The organism is Paenibacillus sp. y28, from assembly GCF_037137075.1.
Taxonomy (GTDB): Bacteria; Bacillota; Bacilli; order Paenibacillales; family NBRC-103111; genus JBBBNV01.
This window is the reverse complement of sequence record NZ_JBBBNV010000001.1, coordinates 424,362-442,744: the sequence shown is the minus strand read 5'-3', so window position 1 is coordinate 442,744 and position 18,383 is coordinate 424,362. Positions and strand designations below refer to the sequence as shown.

The window sequence follows — 18,383 nt, the reverse complement described above, 5'->3', positions numbered from 1 at the left end:
GGGGAGAGCATTCATCATGAACATCCTGTTTGCTGCATCGGAAGCAGTGCCATTTGTCAAAACCGGAGGGCTGGCCGACGTCATCGGGGCCCTTCCGAAGGAGCTGCGGCGCCAGGGTGCAGATGTGCGCCTGGTTTTGCCGAAGTATGCGGATATTCCATGGCCCTTGCAGGAGCAGATGCAAACCATTGCGGTGCTGAATATTCCTGTCGGCTGGCGTAATCAATATTGCGGCGTGCAGATGCTTGAACTGGACGGGGCGCTTGTTTATTTTCTGGATAACGAATATTATTTCCGCCGTCATGGGCTTTACGGTTACGAGGATGATGCGGAGCGGTATGCTTTTTATTGCCGGGCGGTGCTGGAAGCCTTGCCGCACCTGGGGTTCCAGCCGGACGTCATTCACTGCCACGACTGGCAGACGGGCCTCATACCGGTCTTCCTGAAAGCATTATATGGAGGTCGGCCAGGCTACGGCGGGATGAAAACCGTCTTTACCATACATAACCTGAAATACCAGGGTGTGTTTCCGTCAGGCGTGTTGCAGGATATTTTCGGACTGCACGATTATTACGAGTGGCAAAATCTGGAGTATTACGGCGGCGTTAACTGCATGAAGGGCGGCTTGCTCTACAGTGACCGGATTACGACGGTCAGCCGGACATATGCCGGAGAAATTCAAACCCCTTATTACGGAGAAGGCATGGATGGGCTGCTGCGCCAGCGCCAGCATGACCTGCACGGTATTGTAAACGGCATTGACTATGAACTGTATGACCCGATGCAGGATGAGGCATTAGCGGTGCCGTTCCGCAGCTCGCTCGCCAAGAAGCGGAGCAATAAAGCCGCCCTGCAGGATTTGGTATCCTTGCCTCGGGATGAGAATGTGCCGATGCTTGCCCTGATTACCCGGCTGGTCCATCAAAAGGGCCTGGATTTGATTGCCGCGGTGCTGCCGGAAATTCTCGATATGGGTGTTCAACTGGTTGTACTCGGCACAGGAGAGGGCCGCTATGAAAGCCTGTTCCGTGAGGCAGCCGCCCGTTACCCGCAGCAGGTGTCCGCCCACATTACGTTTAATGACGACCTTGCCCGCAAAATTTACGCGGCTTCCGACTTGTTCCTGATGCCATCTCAATTCGAACCGTGCGGTATCGGGCAGCTGCTGGCCATGCGCTATCTCAGTGTGCCGATTGTACGGGAGACAGGCGGGCTGAAGGATACGGTTATGCCTTATAATGAGTACACAGGGGAAGGCTGGGGCTTCAGCTTTGCCGATTACAATGCTCATGATATGCTGTTTACTATCGGCCGGGCGGTGTATTTCTACCGGGAAGGCAAGCATTGGGAGCATCTGATTCACAATATGAGGCAGCTGGATTACAGCTGGGTAGCGTCCGCCAAAGCGTATTTGGATTTGTACCGGGAGGTTAGCGGAAAAGCGTAGACCGGCAAAAAGCAAGGTGATAGCCGCTATTTTCATGGAATCACGGATTCCCGCATCCTGTCATAGGCTAATGCAGGAGGTGCGGGTTTATGGTCAAGGTAGCTTTAAGGTACAGCACCAAGCAATTGAAGTCCTTTATTACAGCGGCGGAGACTGCATGGCTCCATGTATTTGATTCAGGCAAAGAAATTGACGGCTCGGACGAGTGGACGGACGAAGGGGTACCGATGGCTCTGCTGCCCCCGAGGTTCCAATCCAAGAGAAGCATTTACCTGTATTTCCGGCGCTGGTGGAGCGCACAGTATGCGCGCCGGATGGTCTGCAATATGCCTTTTTATATACGGAACGGCAAACGGTACGTCAAGCTGTATGATCCGCCTGTATTTGACCCGACAGCCACTGAGCTGGAAATTCTGAAGCAAACGGATCGGGTGCTGTGGCTCAGGGTGCGGCTGGGCAAGAAGGAAGACGAGGACATCTCCGAGGTGGTCCGCTATCGTCTGGCCCTGACAGAGGCTGGACGCAAGATGACGATTACGCTGCGCAGCGGGGCGGCCCAGGATTTTCGTTATCAGCCGTGTGAAGGCGATCGGTTCGCTGAAGAAGCTCATGAAGAATAACCAAAAGCCATGCCAATCGAGGCATGGTTTTTTGCTTGCAGCGTGCCCGGCCAAGAGGCTGCTTCACGGTGAATAGACTTACTCATTGTACAAGCTTTATATTGACGAAGCTGGCGGGCGGGCCTGTTAGTCGGTTAGCAACTTGTGCTGTAAGCAGCCTCATTCGATTTTAAAAAAGTGGAAATGATCCGGTTCGACCAAGCATAGCATAGACTCAGGCCCCTTGAAGAAAAGTATTAGTCGTGCAAAAATGTATAATTTGACAAAATCGGAGGCGCAAAAAAGTATTATTGCCCTTTTACCGGTGTTGTCTCTATGATCGGGGTACGCAGCAAGAATCGGCATACTCTATATCTACCATACGATAAGGAGGGGAATAGAGATTCATGTTATGGAACGATGTACACCAAGGCCAAGGAATTGAACATCGCATCCATCCCGGCTATCATCCGCTGCGGATTAGACTGCTTCAGTCGATGTATGTCGTGTACTTTGTTGTGTTGTACCCGTTCTATTATGTTTGGAACAAGCGTGATTTCATGAAGAACACGAAGAAAAATCCGTTTTATGTCAGCAAGCTGGTTCGGCTTATTGAACGAAATCCGTGGCTGTATGAACTGTCGATGTTTGTGCTGAATTTCCCCAGACCTACCTCAGTCTACGACTTTTTCCCCCCGCTTCAAGGGGATGTGCTTCAGGTTGGCTGTGGTACGGGCCTTCTGAATAAGCACAAACGGAACGAAACGGCCGCAAGTATTTTAAATTTGGATATTAATGAACGGTATTTGGAGTATGGCATCAAAAAAGGACGGTACGAAAATGTGCTTCATTCCGGCATTTATGAAGTGCCGCTGCCTGACCAAAGCTTGGATATCATTATTTTTGCCCGCTGCTTCCATCATATTCGCCATCATAAGAAAGCGTTTGCAGAATGCTGTCGTCTGCTGAAGGACGGCGGACAAATCTGGATTGCTGATCCTGTCATTTTAGAGGAGCAGGGCTCCGGCAAAACGATGCAGGACGGCTATATGGCGAATTCCTCGATTGACGGCGTCATCTGGAGATTTACAAAAGCGTCGTTTCTTTCCCACATTATGAAATCACTTCCACCTGGGCTTAAGCTGGTTTCCGTTACGGATCACCGGCAGCTTCATCTTACAAACTACAACCTGAAATACCCGCAAACAGACATCCTGGCCGTTATTGTCAAAGCGTGCTGAGCCGGCCGTCATTCATACTACGGAATTCAAAGGAGAGAGAATGATGATTCAGCAAAAAGTGATTGATATTATCAGCGAAATTAAAAACGAGCCTGAATTGGCGGGCACACTGAATGCTTCATCCGATCTTCTGAATGATGGAGGCTTGGATTCCCTGCAGCTGATTAATTTTATTTTGCGCGTTGAGGATGAATTCGGCATTGAGATTGATTTTGAGCAGTTTGACATGGAGCATTTGAATTCCATCGACACCTTCTGCACCTTCATTCAAGCCAAGAGCGCATGACTAACACAGCGGCGGTTCCCAAAATTCATTGCGGCACATTTGACGCCGAAACCTTGTGGCGGGATGAGCGGCTGGCAAAGCTGCCGGCGCTCCCGGATGCGCAGTCCGGCCGAATCGTGCAGGCAATGGATGAGCTGTTGTTTCTGTTTAGCCGGGATCAGGATGTCGTTTTAACCCGTTATCCGATGAACGAAGCACATGTGCACTATTTGCGTGATTTGGGCTTTCAGTTTTCCTGTAACCGCGATCCGCTTGCAGCAGGAAGCCCGGATTCTCCTGCGCCGGATAAGAGGAGTGACGCGGCAAGCAATATATTTCACCAGCTTACTGCCTCGTTTGAAAAGCTGAGCGGTCAGTCGCTGATTCCGGCTGGCGCGGTGCTGGAGCCGTTTGCGGTTATTGACGGCCTGGATGCTGTCCGCAAGCAGTACGGGCTTTTGTGTGACGCGCCGTCCCTGGAAATCATGAGGCAGGTCAATTCGAAGCTGTATTCGACACAGCTGAAGGATACGCTGGGGATTCCGAATATCAGCAGTATCGTCACTAGCATGGAGGAGCTGGAGGAGGTAGGGAATCGGCTGATTGCGGGAGGGCCGTTTCTAATTAAGGACACCTTCGGCGTATCCGGCAAGGGGAATTTGCTCATCCAGACGCCGTCCATGCTGCAGCGGATGCTGTCTTACCTTCGCGGCCAAGTGACGTCCGGCAAGGAGCTTCTGTTTATTTTAGAGCCGCTGCTTGATAAAAGAACGGACTTTTCCTGCCAATTTTATATTGGCATGAACGGCTCCTTTCATGTGCTTTCGGTCCAGCAGGTGCTGAATACGGCTTTCGCTTATTTGGGCTCGGTGACTGCTTCCGGGGAGCTGCTGGAGCAGCTGGAGGCCGGAGGCTATTTCGAAATCATGCGCCAAACCGCACGTCAGCTGCATAATAGCGGCTATTTCGGGCATGTGTGTGTCGATTCCATGCTGCTTGCCGACGGGGAGATTGTGCCTTTGGTGGAGATCAATGCAAGGAAGTCGATGAGTCTCCTCAAGCGCCAGGTCGATTTGTTCCTTGCCGGGGCGGGCGCCTCCTGTCAGCTGTCGCACGTGTCTGTTATTGGCGGCTCAGGCCGCGCTTCGTTTGAGGATGTGCTGTATGCGATGAAACGCAGGGGCATGTTGTTTGACCGCAGCCGGGAGCGTGGAATTATTCCGCTGAGCGCCAATACGCTGACTGTGAATCAAGACCAGGCGGAACGCTGCAAAGGGCGTTTGTACGTGGCGCTGGTTGATCCGGAGGCGGAAGGCCGGGAACAGCTGCTTGAACAGCTGAAGCACCTGCTGCAGGAGAACGCTTATCATCCGGCCAATTAACGAATTCAGGTGAGGGGGTAGGGCGTTGAAGCCAAGGCTTGTCACCATTTTATGCTCCGGCTTCGGACTGGGCTTCTATAATCCGGGGCTGATTGTCAGCAGCCAGCTGCGCGGGCAGGGGGTGCCGACAGAGGTGCTTGTTTTTGAGTCCTTTATCGAGCAGGAGAAGCAGGACAAAATTTTGGACAGCAAAAAGGCGTATCATGACAATTTCTCCGTCGCTCTGATGGCCACGAAAATTCCAAGAGATATCCGGGACAGCCTGGATTTTGACAAGCTGGATTCGCTGCTCGCAGAGTGGAGCGAGCAGAACCGGACCGATTTTATCGTTCTGTCAGGCCACTGGGTATATGTGCTGGATATGTACAGGGCGAGGCTTGGGGAATCCGGCAAAGCGGTACAGGCGGATATGCTGTATGTCGATTCCGATTACTCCCCTTCCTGGAGGAGCCTGCGCAAATATAACCCGGATTATACACAGCATTACCGGGACGCATGGCTGTACCACGCTGGAAGCAGGTCCATAAATTGCTACATTCCTGTCGGGCCGCAGGAGCCTATAGCGCTGGGGGATCGCCCGAATCGGTATGTCATCCATGGCGGGGGCTGGGGAATGGGCACATATTCCAGTAAAATTCCCGAGCTGGAAGCTCGCTGTCTGGAGCTGGATATTGTTGCTTACGAGCTGGAAGAAGCCCAGCGGGACGTGCCGGGCAACCGGATATTCATGAACGATCCGGGCTGGGTCGCCTGGCGCAAGGGGCCGAGCGGAGAGCACGAATTTCCGTTGTTCGGGGAAATTGTCAGCGGGGAGCAGCCTTGCTTTGCCAACGGAACGACACATCACGGACTCTATGATGTTATCCGGCAGGCAAAGGCGATCATCAGCAAGCCCGGCGCCGGCACATTGATGGATTCGCTTGCTTCAGCGACACCGGTTATTATGCTGGAGCCCTTTGGTCCGCATGAGCGCTGTAACAGCGAGATCTGGGAGGAAGCGGGACTTGGAATTTCTTATGAAGCGTGGAAGCAGAGCGGGTTTGCTGCGGCGCCTCTGGCACAGATGCATAAGCGTCTGCTGGAGCTAAGGAGCTCTTTGCCCTCGTATACGGACGTTTTTCTACAAACACACGGAATCGGAAAGGAGGGGGGCATTCATGTTAAATAAGGCGCTGCCAGTGGACAAAGCGGCTCCGATGCTGGATACGAGCACGCCCAAATGGGTTTTTCTTCAGCTGCTGGAATCCTGTAACTTACGCTGCAAAATGTGCTTCGAGTGGGGGGACAACGGCTCCTACAAGGATAAACCCGAGCTGAAAAAGCTGGATTCGGGCATTGTGATGCAAATTATCGAGGATTTCAAGGAATCCCGGCCCTATTACGAGCTGTATGGCGGAGAGCCGCTTCTGTATCCGCAAATTGATGAGGTTTTGGCCGCCATCAAGCATTATGGGAGCGGGGTTCATTTCCCGACCAACGGGACGCTGCTGGAGCGGCACGCCGAGATGCTGGTGGAGCATGCCCCGGAACGAATTTGGGTGTCGCTTGACGGCCCGGAGGAAATTAACGATGCCCAGCGAGGAGCGGGCGTTTTCCAGAAGGCCATGCGCGGCATCAGGAAGCTGTATGAGCTGCGCGAGAGTAAAGGGGCGATGTATCCGAAAATCGGAATTAGCACGGCGGTGACGCCAATCAACTGGAAGCACCTGGAACGGTTCTATTTTGAAAGCCTGGATCTCTCCATGCTGGACTGCATCAGCGTAGAGCTCCAGCAGTATGTGACGCAGGAGCGGTATGAGGCGTATGCGTCTCTGCTGCACCGCGAATTCGGAGTGCCGTGGGCGCCGATTGCCAGAGGCTTCATCTCGGACCCGGCCCGATTCAGCGAGATTGACCCGGCGGAGCTGGCCCGGCAGCTGAAGCGGATCGAGCAGCACTGCGGAGAGCGGCAGATGTATTTTAATGCCTATCCGAAGGTCATCAGTGAGGAAAATATCCGCAATTACTTCACGGCCAATTGGCACAAGGTCACAAACATGAAGAAGCGCTGCGTGTTTCCGTGGATCAGCACGGAGGTGAACGCCCGCGGTGAAGTGACCTCTTGTCATAATTTCTATGACTTAACCCTCGGCAACGTGTATGAGCAGAGCTTGAAAGAAATTTGGAACGGCCAGCGCTATAAGGAATACCGTGATTATTTACGTAAAAACCTGTTTCCGATATGCCCGGGCTGCTGTCTGTATTACAACGAAAAGCCCCGCATATAGCTCGGGTCAACCGACGATGAAAGGTAGGGAAGAACGTCATGCAGCCGAGAACGAATATCAAAATGGATGAGAAATCGTTCGATATACTGAAACGCACGATTCGTAACATCGCGGTGCCAATGCGGGAGAAGCAGAACAATCCCCGGTACAAGACCGAGCTGCCGGAATTCGTCGCCATCAAGCTGACTAACCGCTGCAACCTGCGCTGCAAGCACTGCTACCAGTGGAATGAGGATGGCTATCACCATCATATGGACAGCGACGAGCAAAATCTTGACATCGATGTCAGCATCGTCAAGCAGCTGTTCGACGATACGAAAACGGTCAAGTCCCGCCTCTATCTATGGGGCGGCGAGCCAATGTACCACCGGCGGTTCGGAGACATATTGGACATTCTCAAGGAAGACCCGCGGGAAACGACGATCTGCACCAACGGGCTGCTTGTGGATAAGTATATGGACGCGTTAAACGAGGTATCCGAGCATCTGGAGCTGCTGATTGCGCTGGAAGGCTTTGAGAAGGACCACGATCTGATCCGGGGCAGGGGCTCGTTCGGCAAAACGATGGACACGATCGACAAGCTGATGGGCTTGCGGGAGCAGGGCAAATTCAAGGGGCGTATCTCCGTGCACACGGTTATCAATAACGCCAACATTTCCTATTTGTATGATCTGATGGACAGCTTCGAGCAAAAAGGAATCGATTTGGTCCTGCTGACCTTCCCGTGGTATATCTCCAGCGAGACTTCGGCCAAAATGGACGATTATTTCGTCCAGCACTTCGATTGGCTGCGTCCGCTTGCCGAGGATCACAAAAACAGCTGGCACGCCTTCAAATATAAGGTGGAGCCCAAGCACATTCCAGACCTCATGGAGCAAATGCGTAAAATGAATGACCGGGTATGGAAAACCCGTCTCCGGTATCAGCCGGGACTGGAATTCGATGAGATTGAAGCGTTCGTGACAGGTGAGGAAATGACCAGCCGCTGTGCGACGGATTGCTTGGCGCTGGCAACCCGCATTGATGTCACGCCGACGGGGAATATTTCGGCCTGCAAATTTTTCTCGGAATTTTCTGTCGGCAATTTGAAGGAGCAGCGGCTGCCGGAAATCTGGAATTCGGAAGCGTATGACAAAATCCGGGAAACGGTCAACAACGGTCTGACGCCGGCCTGCTCCAAATGCAATGTGCTGTATCTGCATGGGGTTTCTGCGTTAAAGCATATTTAAAACCGAGGGAGTGCGATGCAGCATGGATACACTCCGGCTAGGTATTCTGGGCTGCGCGGACATTGTGCGGCGGGCGGTGTTTCAGCCGCTGCCGCAGCTGTCCGGCATTCAAGCAGCAGGCATTGCCAACCGGACGCGCAGCCGGGCTGAACGGCTCGCCGCCGAGTTCGGCATCGAGCAGGTGTTTGAAGGACTGGAGGAGCTGCTCGATTCCCCTGATCTTGATGCGGTGTATATTGCATTAAGTAATGAGCTTCATGCGGAGTGGGCGATTCGGGCGATTCAGGCGGGCAAGCACGTGCTGGTAGAAAAACCGCTGGCGCTGCATGCGGCCCAAGCCAAGCAAATTGCTGAGGCGGCCCACAGCAGCGGCCTGCATGTATGGGAAGCGCTGATGGTGCGCCACCATCCCTGGCAGGCTGAGCTGCGCCGGCTGCTTGAAACAGGGCGCTACGGTCAGGCGCTGCGCTTGCATACGGAGCTGAACATTCCCGCCAAGGCCGATTCCTTCAACAATTACCGCAGCTTTCCGGACAAAGGCGGCGGTGTCTTTTATGATCTCGGCTGCTACTGGCTGCAGTTTATTCAGGCGATGTTCGGGCTGGAGGACGCGCGGGTTGCGGATTGGGGAGGACGGTCTGATTTCGCGGGCCCAAGGGGCTGCGACTGGTCCTTCGTCTCCTTCATCCGTTTTACCGACGGGCCGTTTGCCGCATTTTCCGGCTCCTTCGAGAAGCCGTACCGTGCTCGTCATGTGGTGGAGACCGAAGGAGCGGTTCTGACGATAAATGATTTCTTCCGGGCCAATGTCGGCCGGTATAAAATCACGATCAAAGTGGAGAACCGCAGCGGACAGCTGCTGGATATGATCGAATTTGAGCCGCAGCACTACTATGAAAACCAGCTTGGCCATTTCCGGGATGCGGTTTTGTACGGACATCCGCCCGATAAATCGCTGTACGAAGCGCTGGAGCGGGTCCGGTGGATGGAGCTTATCCGACAAAGCGCTGTTCTTCAGCACAAAAGCTGAGCAAGAAGAAGCCAATAGGCGGACCTCAAAACGTGCGGTGAAAACAAAGCCGGAGGACGGGATAGAGCGGAGCAGCGAGAGCGGTCGCCTTGCAGGCGGATTCCCACGTCCCGGCCGGAGGCACATCTGTTTTTCACCGCACCCTTAAAGGAGACCTGACGATGATTATCCAAGTCGACAAGCTGTCCAAATCGTTCAGCTACTACAACAAGGAATTGGGCTTAAAAAGCTCGTTCAAAAATTTGTTCCGCCGCGAAGCATTAATTAAGGATGCGGTCTCCGACATTTCGTTTGAAATCGAGCAGGGGGAGATTGTCGGGTTTCTCGGTCCGAACGGAGCGGGAAAGACAACCACGCTGAAGATGCTGTCGGGGATTTTGTATCCGACCAGCGGAAGCGCGACTGTGCTGGGCTACACCCCTTGGGAGCGCAAAAATGATTTCAAGCGGCAGTTCTCCATCGTCATGGGGCAAAAAAATCAGATGTGGTGGGATTTGCCTGCGAATGAATCCCTCTATTTGAACAAATGCATCTATGAGGTGGAGGATCGGGAGTACGAGCGCACCCTTGGCGAGCTTGCAGAGCTGCTCGATGTGAAGGATCTTCTGAAGGTGCAGGTCCGCCGGCTGTCCCTGGGTGAACGGATGAAGATGGAGCTGATTGCAGCGCTGATTCATAAGCCCAAGGTATTGTTTTTGGATGAGCCGACGATTGGCCTCGATATATTATCCCAGCGCAAAATTCGCGAGTTTTTCAAAAGCTACAACCAGGAGAAAAAGACGACGATTGTGCTGACAAGCCACTACATGAACGATATCGAGGACTTGTGCAAGCGCACCATCATTATCAATCGCGGCAAGGTCATGTTTGACGGGAGCCTGAGCGAGGTCAACGATATTTTTGGTCATAAAAAAATTATGAAGCTGGTGCTGTCGGACCCGATTGAGGAGCGGGTGCTGCAGCAAATCGGCAGTGTGAAGGAAGTCAAGGATCTTCAGGTCAAAATTGAATTCGAGAAAAACGATATCAAGCGGCTGTCGCAATGGGTGCTGAATCACCTGCCGGTAATCGATTTCACCATTGAAGACGTTCCGATTGAAGAGGGAATTGCGATGCTGTACCAAAGAGGCGGTGAAGAAGATGCTCGTGCCGAGCAAGTATGTTAAATCGTTCTCGCTGGGCGTGCAAAATTCGATGGAATACCGGACGAACTTCTTCCTGAGCCTGTTCAGCTGTATTTTTCCCATTATCATTCAATGCTTTTTCTGGCGGGCGGTGTTCCTCAGCTCAGGCAAATCGGATGTGTTCGGCTATTCCTATAACCAGCTGATCGCCTATTCGATTCTGGCCGTCTTGATGTCGAAGCTGGTCGGCACCGGCTTTCAATTCGAAATTGCCCGGGACATCAAAGACGGCGGCATGAACAAATACATCGTGAAGCCGATTGGTTATTTTGCCTACCGGATCAGCTGCTTTCTAGGGGAAAAAAGCGTCCAAATGTCGATCATACTGAGCATTTCGGTGCTGGTGGTGTTCGTATTGAATGCGCTGCTGGCTTTCCCGGTCCGGGCGGAGCAGGTGATTTTGTTTTTGTGTGTCGTTCCGTTTGCGCTGCTCCTGAACTTTTTCATTTATTATTGCCTGAGCGGAGTGGCATTCTGGTTTCATGAAGCCAACGGCGCGTTCCGTACCTTTGGCTTGCTGGCCAACATTGCCAGCGGGGGGCTGTTTCCGCTCGATATTTATCCCCCGCTCATGCAATCGGTGCTGCACGCGCTTCCGTTTAATTACGTCGTCTATTTCCCGATTAACGTGCTGTGCGGGAAGCTGTCGCTTCTGCAAATGCTGGAAGGCATCGGAATGCAGGTGCTTTGGATTGGTGTTTTTGCGGCGCTGTCCAATCTGGTGTGGCGTACGGGCTTCAAAAAGTACATCGCCGTGGGAGGCTGACGGGCCATGAACACACTGAGAAAATACGGGTTTATTTACTGGGTTTTTTTCAAAAACTGCTTTATCGCCCAGATGGAATACCGCATCAATTTTTTGTTCGCCAATACAATTGAAATTGCGTATATGTTCATCAAGCTGCTGTATGTACTGGTTGCATTTCGCATTGGGGTTGAAATTAACGGCTATACCGCAGATTCATTGCTCATGTACGTAGGCTCGTTTACGATGATGACCGGCTTTTATTGCTTTTTCTTTTATTCCAATTTCATGCTGCTGAGCAATCATGTGCGTGACGGCACGCTGGATTTGCTTATGACGAAGCCGGTTTCCCTGCAATTCATCGCCACCCTGCGCCGCATCGACTTCGGCTATTCCTTTTCCAACATTGTGGGCGGCATCGTTATGATTGTGATCGGCTGGTCGCGGCTGGGCATTCCGGTGACGCCGGTGAAGGTGCTTGGGTTTGCAGGATTCATTTTTCTGGGTGTGGTATTGAAGTACGCCATTTTCCTGATCCCGTCGCTGATTTCATTCTGGACGGTGAAGACAGCAGCAGTGAATGAAATTTCCACAAACCTGTGGGACATGAACCATGTGCCGATGAACATCTATGGACGGAGTATTCAGCAGGCGGGCATTTTCCTGTTTCCTGTATTCATCATTACCAACTTCTCCACACTGTTTGCGCTCGATAAGCTCAGCGTTTCTTATATGGTCTGGTTTATTGCCGCACCGGTGCTGTTCCTGTTTCTTTCGCGCAAGCTGTGGAACATTGCTATCCGCAATTACACCAGCGCCAGCAGTTAAACGGCTTATCCCTTTATCCCTGTGGCTTGAAAGGAGGAGAATTATGACCAAGGTGGTATTGTTTGCAGGCGGTTTCGGCACCCGGCTCGGCGAAGAAACGGTTGTCAAGCCGAAGCCGATGGTGGAGATTGGCGGCATGCCGATGCTGTGGCACATTATGAACAACTACAACGCTTTCGGCTTCAGGGAATTCATCGTGGCACTCGGCTACAAAGCAGAGGTTATCAAGCAGTATTTCCTGAACTACGCTTATTTGCAGAGCGATTTCTCCATTGACATGTCCCGGGCGGCAATCGATGTAACACAGCGGCGTGCGCTGGATTGGAGCGTGCATCTGGTCGATACCGGACTGCATACGATGACGGGCGGGCGGCTGAGGCGTTTAAAGGATCGGCTGCAGGAAGGCACCTTTATGGCAACCTACGGCGACGGGGTGAGCGATATTGATTTGAAACGGCTGCTCGATTTTCATCATTCCCACGGCAAGCTGGCCACCGTTACGATCGTCAGACCGCGGGCGAGGTTCGGCACGGTGGATTTGGAGGGCGATCAGGTCGTCTGCTTTAAGGAAAAGGTGGCTGTGGACAGCTGGATTAACGGCGGGTTCTTCGTTTTCGAGCCCGGTGTGCTGGATTATGCCAACAAGGACGAGGATGTGCTGGAGAGCCATATCCTGACCCGGCTTGCCGAGGACGGACAGCTGATGGCTTACCGCCATGCCGGATTTTGGGAATGTATGGACACGATGCGGGACAAACAGTATTTGGAGCAGCTGTGGGCTGCAGGCGGCGCCCCCTGGAAATGCTGGGCGGACCGGAAGGAGGGCTAGCAGTGACGGAGAATGAGATTATGCGGGAAGATATGGCTTATCTGCGCAGCAAGCTCCCTCAAGCGGAGCGGTTTGCGGGGAAAACCGTTGTGATTACCGGCTGTGCGGGCTTCATCGGTTTTTATATGACGCATTTTTTTGCGGAGCTGCTGCGATCCGGCGTTCCCATACGCTCGTTGGTGCTGCTGGACAGCTTCCTCCTGGGCAAGCCGCGCTGGCTGGAAGTGCTGGAGGCGCAATGGGATCAGCTTGAAGTCATTTCCTTCGACATCGGCAAAGACCGGCTTGAGGATGTCAGATCCGCCGGGGCCGCCGATTATGTGCTGCATATGGCCTCCATTGCTTCGCCTTCCTTTTACCGGAAATATCCGATTGAAACGATTGAAGCGAATGTATTTGGCTTGAAAAATGTGCTGGAGTTTTACCGGAAACGCCCCTTGGAAGGTCTGCTCTTCTTCTCCAGCAGCGAGGTGTACGGCGATCCGCAGCCTGAGCACGTGCCAACCCCGGAAACATACTGGGGGCATGTCGCGAGCATTGGGCCGCGGGCCTGCTATGATGAGTCGAAGCGTATGGGGGAGACGCTTTGTTATGTATACCATCAAACCTGCGGTCTCCCGGCCCGCATTGTAAGACCGTTTAACAATTACGGACCCGGCATGTCGGTGGGCGACAGGAGGGTGCCGGCGGATTTCGCCCGGGCGGTGCTGCAGGGGGAGGATCTGGTCATTCATTCCGACGGCACGCCGACCCGAACGTTTTGTTATATTGCCGATGCGATTGCCGGCTATATTCAGGTGCTGCTGCATCACGAATTTGACTGCTTCAATATCGGCATGGACCAGCCGGAAATTTCCGTACGCGAGCTGGCCAGCTTGTACGCTGAACAGGCCGCGGGCTTGTGGGCGTATCAGGGCCGGGTCCGTTTTGAGCCTTCCGCTGAACCAAACTATATGACGCATAATCCGGTCCGCCGCTGCCCGGATATCGGCAAGGCCCGCCGGCTGCTCGGCTTCCGGCCGGAAATCGGGGTTGCGCAGGGCATCGGGCGGTATTTAGCCTACTTGCAAAAAGAGCAGGTGCTGCAGCCATGATTGCCATTATCGGACTCGGTTTTGTCGGATTAACAACCGGACTCGGCTTGGCACACCGGATCGGGGCGGCGGTCTACGGCTATGAAGCGGATGGACTTAAGCGGGAGCAGCTGAAGGAAAAGCGGGTTCCTTTTCACGAGCCGCATCTTCAGGATTATTTGGGGCGGTACTTGGATCGGCGGTTTTTCCTGTGTGATTCGCTTGCGGAAGCAGTACATCAGGCACGGTACATTTTTTTGTGTGTCGGCACGCCGGCCGGGCCGGAGGGAGAAGTCGATTTAACCGATTTATGCGAGGCTGTCAGGCAGTGCACGGCAGAGCTGGACCGGCAAACGGCCCGGATTGTGGTCATCAAATCTACTGTTCCGCCGTCTACGACGACGGAGGTTATTAAGCCTATGCTGGAAGCGGCAGGGCTAACCCCTGGCGAGACGGTCGGTCTGGCCAGCAATCCGGAGTTTCTGCGCGAGGGTGCGGCCTGGTCGGATTTCATTCAGCCGGACCGGATTGTAATCGGGGCGGCGGATACGATGAGCGGCCCGCTGCTGCAGCAGCTGTACGAGCCCTTTGGCGTCCCGGTTCATGTTGTATCGGCACAAACGGCGGAGTTTGTAAAATATTTGTCCAACTCCATGCTGGCTTCGTTTATCAGCTTTGCCAATGAAATGGCGATGCTGGCGGGGCATATCGGGGACGTGGACACCGCCAAAGCGTTCCGGCTTGTGCATGAAGACAAGCGCTGGAGCGGGGAACCGGCGCGTATGACGGATTATTTGTTTCCCGGCTGCGGCTTCGGGGGCTACTGTCTGCCGAAGGACAACCGCGCGCTGCTTCATACTGCATCCGCCAAAGGGTACGAGGCATCTCTGCTGAGAGAGGTATTATCCGTGAATGCGAAGGTGAAGCGGCACATTGTCGCTCAAATCAGCCGTGCGGCGGCAGCGGACGCGGCGATCGGGGTGCTTGGCTTGGCGTTCAAGCCCGGCAGTGACGATGTGCGGGGGACCGTATCCCGCGACATTATCGAATTGCTGCTGGAGCAAGGATACAGCCGAATTACAGCTTATGATCCGATTGCGTCGGGCGCGTTCCGCACAGCTTACCCGCTGCCGATTGCCTATGCAGAGTCGCTGGAGGAGCTTGTAGAGAACAGCGGAGTTGTGGTGATCTTGACGGCTTGGCCGGAATTCCGGGAGAAGCAGGAACTATACAAGGGCAAGCCGGTTATCGACGGCCGGTATGTCCTGGAAACGGGGTGAAGTCGGGATGGCGACCGAATTGGAAATCGCAGGTATAGTAGCCGGCGTGCTGAAGGTGGAGCCGGAGCAGGTGATAGCGTGGGGCTGGGATGCAAATTTAACGGATTATCAATTGAGCTCTGTCCTTGTTGTCGAGCTTGTAGTGGCGCTGGAGATTGAGTTCAATATCGCGGTCGACGATGATGATTTGCTGACAGAGAACGTGAACAGCATTAATAAAATCAAGCAGCTGGTGGAGAAATATGAATCCGGCTGGACCAATGAACAGACGGCGGGGTGAAGGGATGGGGCTGGAGTTTTGCTGGATGCTTCCCGAAGGAGACACGGATCGGATTGTGCGGCAAACCAGACTGGCTGAAGAGTATGGCTTTAACGCTGTGCTAGTGATTAATGCCAATGAATACATGGATCCGTGGATTGTCGCCACGATCCTTGCCGGACAAACGGAACGGCTGCGCATTTTGGTTGCGCAAAATACGAGCTATACCTTGCCCACCACGATGGCCAAAGCACAGCAAACCTTGAATTTGCTCACCGGTGGCCGTGTCGATGTCAACATTGTAACGGGCAGCTCTGCGATTGAAATGGGCAAAATGGCTAAAACCGCAGAGCATTCCCTTCGCTACCGGCGGACCAAGGAATTTTTGACGCTGTATTCCAGGCTGTTGCAGGGCATTACGAATTTTCAAGGGGAGTTCTTTGAGGTTCAGAATGCAGATTTGCATCCGAAGACCGATACCCGGGGCTCCGTTTTTCTTGCCGGCAGCTCGCTGGATGCAATGGAGGCTGCGGCGGCGCACGCCGATTATTATTTGGTTTTCGGCCATGAGTTTGAGACGATCCGGGGGCAGTTTACCGAATTTCAGGGTCTCGTCTCTTCGCAGCGGGCCCGCCCGAAATGCGGCATCATGATTGATGTTATCGCCAGGGAAACCTCCGAGGCGGCATGGGCCGCGGCTCACCGGTACGCAGAACAAACAAGCCCGTTCCAGAAACGGATGAACCGACTGTTCCGCAACAATTGCGACAGCGTGGGCATGAACCGTTATCATGACTACTATAAGGGCATTGCCCAGCCGGAGTCCTCCACGCTATGGGGAGGCTTGTCCCAGCTGAATACGTCTAACGGCATGTCCATTGTCGGCTCCTATGAGGAGGTTCGGGATACCTTGCTTCGTTATCACGAGCTGGGGACCCATTATTTTATTCTTTCCGGGCTGGCGGGGCCGGAGGAAATGAAGCATATCGGCGAGCATGTTCTTCCGCTGGTCGAAACGGACCGGGCGCAGGTATGCTGAACGAAAGAGGGGAGAGGTGCAGATGAACCATCTCGTGTCGCCTGACTTCATCGCCCGTACGGGCTATCACTGCCTGTTTTCCGGCCTGCTGCACATGTTGAAGCGTGAATACCCCGATATTGCTGCGGATGAGGCGGATGTGTATTTGCAAAGCGACGGTTTGAATGTGGAGTTTCATGGTGATATGCGGACGATGTGGCTGGCTTCTCAAGAGCAGATTGCCCGGCGCTTTGCAGACTGCTATGGATTTAGCGCCGATTACAGATTTGACCTGCTGAACCGGGGCGAAGAGGCGCTTCCGGCGCTGCGGGAGACACTGGCGGATAACCGGCTCGTCCTGCTGTTTATGCGGACCAAGCAGCTTCGGTATCATGACATTTTTCAGGACGGCGAAGAGCGCAATCATATTATATTGCTGTACGGGCTGGACGAGGAGGCAGGGACGGCCTATGTCGCGGATACGTCCTTTTATGATGTTTCGGGCCAGCTGCTCTCCTATCAAGGACCGCTGCCCCTGCACAACGTGACGGCCGGCTTGTGGGGCTTTGCCCGGTTTAAGCCGCAGCCCGGCATGGCGCCGAAGCCAGAGCCGGAGCGGTTTGCCGCAGCCTGCAGCCGGATACGTGATTTCGTCTCAGGCACTGCGCTGGACGGAGAACGCTACCAGGGAATGCTGGCTTACAAAACGTATACGGATGCGTTCACTGGCCTAGCCGAGCTGGATAAGGAGCAGTTCTCCGCGACCTGCAAGCATGTGTACTACTGCCTGCGAATCGGGGGCATTATGCATCAGATTGACTATCTGGAACGCTTTGTGACGCTGCATGCTCACCGGTTGACGCGTTCGGCCGATCTGGCGGCAAGCTGGAACGAAAAGCGGGAGCTATGGCGCAAAACCTTGTACCAGCTGTACAAAATTGCGCTGTCCGCCCGGCCGGAGAAGCTGGCGGCTGTGCAGCAGCAGTGCAGGATCTTGCTGGAAGACCAGGAGCGTCTGCTGAACATGCTGCTGGAGGATGCGGCGGTGACGGCAGCCGGCTGACGCTCCACTTGTGTACCCTGCCAATGAGCGGGCTGCGGATTTTTTTACGATGTTTATGGACAACAGGCGGGCTTGTCGTTCCTGTACTGGGGGCTTTATTTTTAACCATTCGTTTAAGGTAACTGGCACAAAGGTCAAGAAGGGGGAAGCATGATGGAGCAATCTCAGGCATGGAGCAGGGAACTGATCGGCGGTCAGGTACAGGCCCGGGTACAGGAGCTGCTGGGGCCGGACGAGGCCTTCGACTGGCAGGAGGACCTGGCCGTTCATGGTCTGGACTCAATGGCCACGATGAATCTGATTATTGAATTTGAAGGCTTGTTCAATGTTGCGTTCGAGGACGAGGAGCTGCTGTTTGAGAATTTCTCGACGATTGAGAAAATGGTGAACCGTATTTTTGCCAAACGGGTGCCTGCATAAGCTGTGTCTATCGCCTGATTGCAGCTTCGGATACATGCCATCCGGACACCGTGGCGAGGCACAGCTTACAGCTAGAAAAGACTGAGCTGGAATGCCCGCAGAATGATGAGCCGGAGATAGCTGCAGCTCCACAGGAAGGCGCAGAAATCGACATGCGGCATGGCACTGCTTCTGCAGGCTGGCCGCATGTCGATTCCCCGCCTGATTGACTTGCGATCGCCCGG

General features: G+C 53.8%; 19 protein-coding genes. All 19 read left to right on the top strand.

From position 1 onward, the window contains the following. Positions 1-16: 16 nt before the first annotated feature. The 19 genes from glgA (at position 17) to WBG83_RS01855 (ending at position 18,159) form a co-directional block, all read left to right on the top strand. Positions 17-1,447: a glycogen synthase GlgA gene (gene glgA, locus WBG83_RS01945; protein ID WP_336742191.1), complete on the top strand. Its 1,431-nt coding sequence runs from the start codon at positions 17-19 to the stop codon at positions 1,445-1,447. 89 nt (positions 1,448-1,536) lie between these two features. Then, positions 1,537-2,067 (top strand): hypothetical protein, encoded by a 531-nt coding sequence (locus tag WBG83_RS01940; protein ID WP_336742189.1) that lies wholly within the window; start codon positions 1,537-1,539, stop codon positions 2,065-2,067. 386 nt (positions 2,068-2,453) lie between these two features. Beyond that, complete coding sequence (locus tag WBG83_RS01935; protein WP_336742187.1) at positions 2,454-3,287, top strand: class I SAM-dependent methyltransferase; 834 nt, start codon at positions 2,454-2,456, stop codon at positions 3,285-3,287. A 43-nt stretch (positions 3,288-3,330) separates the two neighbouring features. Beyond that, positions 3,331-3,573 (top strand): acyl carrier protein, encoded by a 243-nt coding sequence (locus tag WBG83_RS01930; protein ID WP_442955774.1) that lies wholly within the window; start codon positions 3,331-3,333, stop codon positions 3,571-3,573. After that, entirely contained in the window at positions 3,570-4,934 is a 1,365-nt protein-coding gene (locus tag WBG83_RS01925; protein ID WP_336742185.1) for a hypothetical protein, read from the top strand. The genes WBG83_RS01930 and WBG83_RS01925 overlap by 4 nt, the downstream gene beginning before the upstream one ends. Positions 4,935-4,959: 25 nt before the next feature. Then, complete coding sequence (locus WBG83_RS01920; protein WP_336742183.1) at positions 4,960-6,102, top strand: UDP-glucuronosyltransferase; 1,143 nt, start codon at positions 4,960-4,962, stop codon at positions 6,100-6,102. Then, a complete protein-coding gene (locus WBG83_RS01915; RefSeq protein WP_336742181.1) occupies positions 6,092-7,201 on the top strand; it encodes a radical SAM protein in 1,110 nt (369 codons plus the stop codon). The genes WBG83_RS01920 and WBG83_RS01915 overlap by 11 nt, the downstream gene beginning before the upstream one ends. Before the next feature lie 38 nt (positions 7,202-7,239). After that, positions 7,240-8,430, top strand: a complete 1,191-nt coding sequence (locus WBG83_RS01910) for a radical SAM/SPASM domain-containing protein (protein ID WP_336742179.1) — start codon at positions 7,240-7,242, stop codon at positions 8,428-8,430. Between the two features lie 22 nt (positions 8,431-8,452). Continuing rightward, positions 8,453-9,460 carry a Gfo/Idh/MocA family protein gene (locus WBG83_RS01905; RefSeq protein WP_336742178.1) on the top strand — a complete coding sequence of 336 codons (1,008 nt, stop codon included), beginning with the start codon at positions 8,453-8,455 and terminating at the stop codon, positions 9,458-9,460. Positions 9,461-9,621: 161 nt separating this feature from the next. Further along, positions 9,622-10,626: an ABC transporter ATP-binding protein gene (locus WBG83_RS01900; RefSeq protein WP_336742176.1), complete on the top strand. Its 1,005-nt coding sequence runs from the start codon at positions 9,622-9,624 to the stop codon at positions 10,624-10,626. Continuing rightward, the gene (locus tag WBG83_RS01895; RefSeq protein ID WP_336742613.1) at positions 10,601-11,410 is read left to right on the top strand and encodes an ABC transporter permease; all 810 of its coding nucleotides are present in this window, start codon (positions 10,601-10,603) and stop codon (positions 11,408-11,410) included. The genes WBG83_RS01900 and WBG83_RS01895 overlap by 26 nt, the downstream gene beginning before the upstream one ends. Positions 11,411-11,416: 6 nt before the next feature. Continuing rightward, positions 11,417-12,217 carry an ABC transporter permease gene (locus WBG83_RS01890; RefSeq protein WP_336742174.1) on the top strand — a complete coding sequence of 267 codons (801 nt, stop codon included), beginning with the start codon at positions 11,417-11,419 and terminating at the stop codon, positions 12,215-12,217. A 43-nt stretch (positions 12,218-12,260) separates the two neighbouring features. Continuing rightward, complete coding sequence (gene rfbF / locus WBG83_RS01885) at positions 12,261-13,046, top strand: glucose-1-phosphate cytidylyltransferase (protein ID WP_336742172.1); 786 nt, start codon at positions 12,261-12,263, stop codon at positions 13,044-13,046. Between the two features lie 2 nt (positions 13,047-13,048). Further along, complete coding sequence (locus tag WBG83_RS01880; protein WP_336742170.1) at positions 13,049-14,140, top strand: NAD-dependent epimerase/dehydratase family protein; 1,092 nt, start codon at positions 13,049-13,051, stop codon at positions 14,138-14,140. Then, positions 14,137-15,399 carry a UDP-glucose dehydrogenase family protein gene (locus WBG83_RS01875; RefSeq protein WP_336742168.1) on the top strand — a complete coding sequence of 421 codons (1,263 nt, stop codon included), beginning with the start codon at positions 14,137-14,139 and terminating at the stop codon, positions 15,397-15,399. The genes WBG83_RS01880 and WBG83_RS01875 overlap by 4 nt, the downstream gene beginning before the upstream one ends. Before the next feature lie 7 nt (positions 15,400-15,406). Beyond that, entirely contained in the window at positions 15,407-15,679 is a 273-nt protein-coding gene (locus WBG83_RS01870) for a phosphopantetheine-binding protein (protein WP_336742167.1), read from the top strand. Positions 15,680-15,704: 25 nt separating this feature from the next. Then, the gene (locus WBG83_RS01865; RefSeq protein ID WP_336742166.1) at positions 15,705-16,697 is read left to right on the top strand and encodes an LLM class flavin-dependent oxidoreductase; all 993 of its coding nucleotides are present in this window, start codon (positions 15,705-15,707) and stop codon (positions 16,695-16,697) included. Between the two features lie 22 nt (positions 16,698-16,719). Further along, on the top strand, positions 16,720-17,739 hold the full coding sequence (locus tag WBG83_RS01860; RefSeq protein WP_336742165.1) for a BtrH N-terminal domain-containing protein: 1,020 nt from the start codon (positions 16,720-16,722) through the stop codon (positions 17,737-17,739). Positions 17,740-17,889: 150 nt separating this feature from the next. Continuing rightward, positions 17,890-18,159, top strand: coding sequence for an acyl carrier protein (locus WBG83_RS01855; protein ID WP_336742163.1), 270 nt, complete (start codon positions 17,890-17,892; stop codon positions 18,157-18,159). Positions 18,160-18,383 lie beyond the last annotated feature (224 nt).

Bases quoted from the DNA above. Each gene is read 5' to 3' on its own strand.
- glgA (WP_336742191.1), top strand. From the start codon at position 17: ATGAACATCCTGTTTGCTGCATCGGAAGCAGTGCCATTTGTCAAAACC.
- WBG83_RS01940 (WP_336742189.1), top strand. From the start codon at position 1,537: ATGGTCAAGGTAGCTTTAAGGTACAGCACCAAGCAATTGAAGTCCTTT.
- WBG83_RS01935 (WP_336742187.1), top strand. From the start codon at position 2,454: ATGTTATGGAACGATGTACACCAAGGCCAAGGAATTGAACATCGCATC.
- WBG83_RS01930 (WP_442955774.1), top strand. From the start codon at position 3,331: ATGATTCAGCAAAAAGTGATTGATATTATCAGCGAAATTAAAAACGAG.
- WBG83_RS01925 (WP_336742185.1), top strand. From the start codon at position 3,570: ATGACTAACACAGCGGCGGTTCCCAAAATTCATTGCGGCACATTTGAC.
- WBG83_RS01915 (WP_336742181.1), top strand. From the start codon at position 6,092: ATGTTAAATAAGGCGCTGCCAGTGGACAAAGCGGCTCCGATGCTGGAT.
- WBG83_RS01910 (WP_336742179.1), top strand. From the start codon at position 7,240: ATGCAGCCGAGAACGAATATCAAAATGGATGAGAAATCGTTCGATATA.
- WBG83_RS01905 (WP_336742178.1), top strand. From the start codon at position 8,453: ATGGATACACTCCGGCTAGGTATTCTGGGCTGCGCGGACATTGTGCGG.
- WBG83_RS01900 (WP_336742176.1), top strand. From the start codon at position 9,622: ATGATTATCCAAGTCGACAAGCTGTCCAAATCGTTCAGCTACTACAAC.
- WBG83_RS01895 (WP_336742613.1), top strand. From the start codon at position 10,601: ATGCTCGTGCCGAGCAAGTATGTTAAATCGTTCTCGCTGGGCGTGCAA.
- WBG83_RS01890 (WP_336742174.1), top strand. From the start codon at position 11,417: ATGAACACACTGAGAAAATACGGGTTTATTTACTGGGTTTTTTTCAAA.
- rfbF (WP_336742172.1), top strand. From the start codon at position 12,261: ATGACCAAGGTGGTATTGTTTGCAGGCGGTTTCGGCACCCGGCTCGGC.
- WBG83_RS01875 (WP_336742168.1), top strand. From the start codon at position 14,137: ATGATTGCCATTATCGGACTCGGTTTTGTCGGATTAACAACCGGACTC.
- WBG83_RS01870 (WP_336742167.1), top strand. From the start codon at position 15,407: ATGGCGACCGAATTGGAAATCGCAGGTATAGTAGCCGGCGTGCTGAAG.
- WBG83_RS01865 (WP_336742166.1), top strand. From the start codon at position 15,705: ATGCTTCCCGAAGGAGACACGGATCGGATTGTGCGGCAAACCAGACTG.
- WBG83_RS01860 (WP_336742165.1), top strand. From the start codon at position 16,720: ATGAACCATCTCGTGTCGCCTGACTTCATCGCCCGTACGGGCTATCAC.
- WBG83_RS01855 (WP_336742163.1), top strand. From the start codon at position 17,890: ATGATGGAGCAATCTCAGGCATGGAGCAGGGAACTGATCGGCGGTCAG.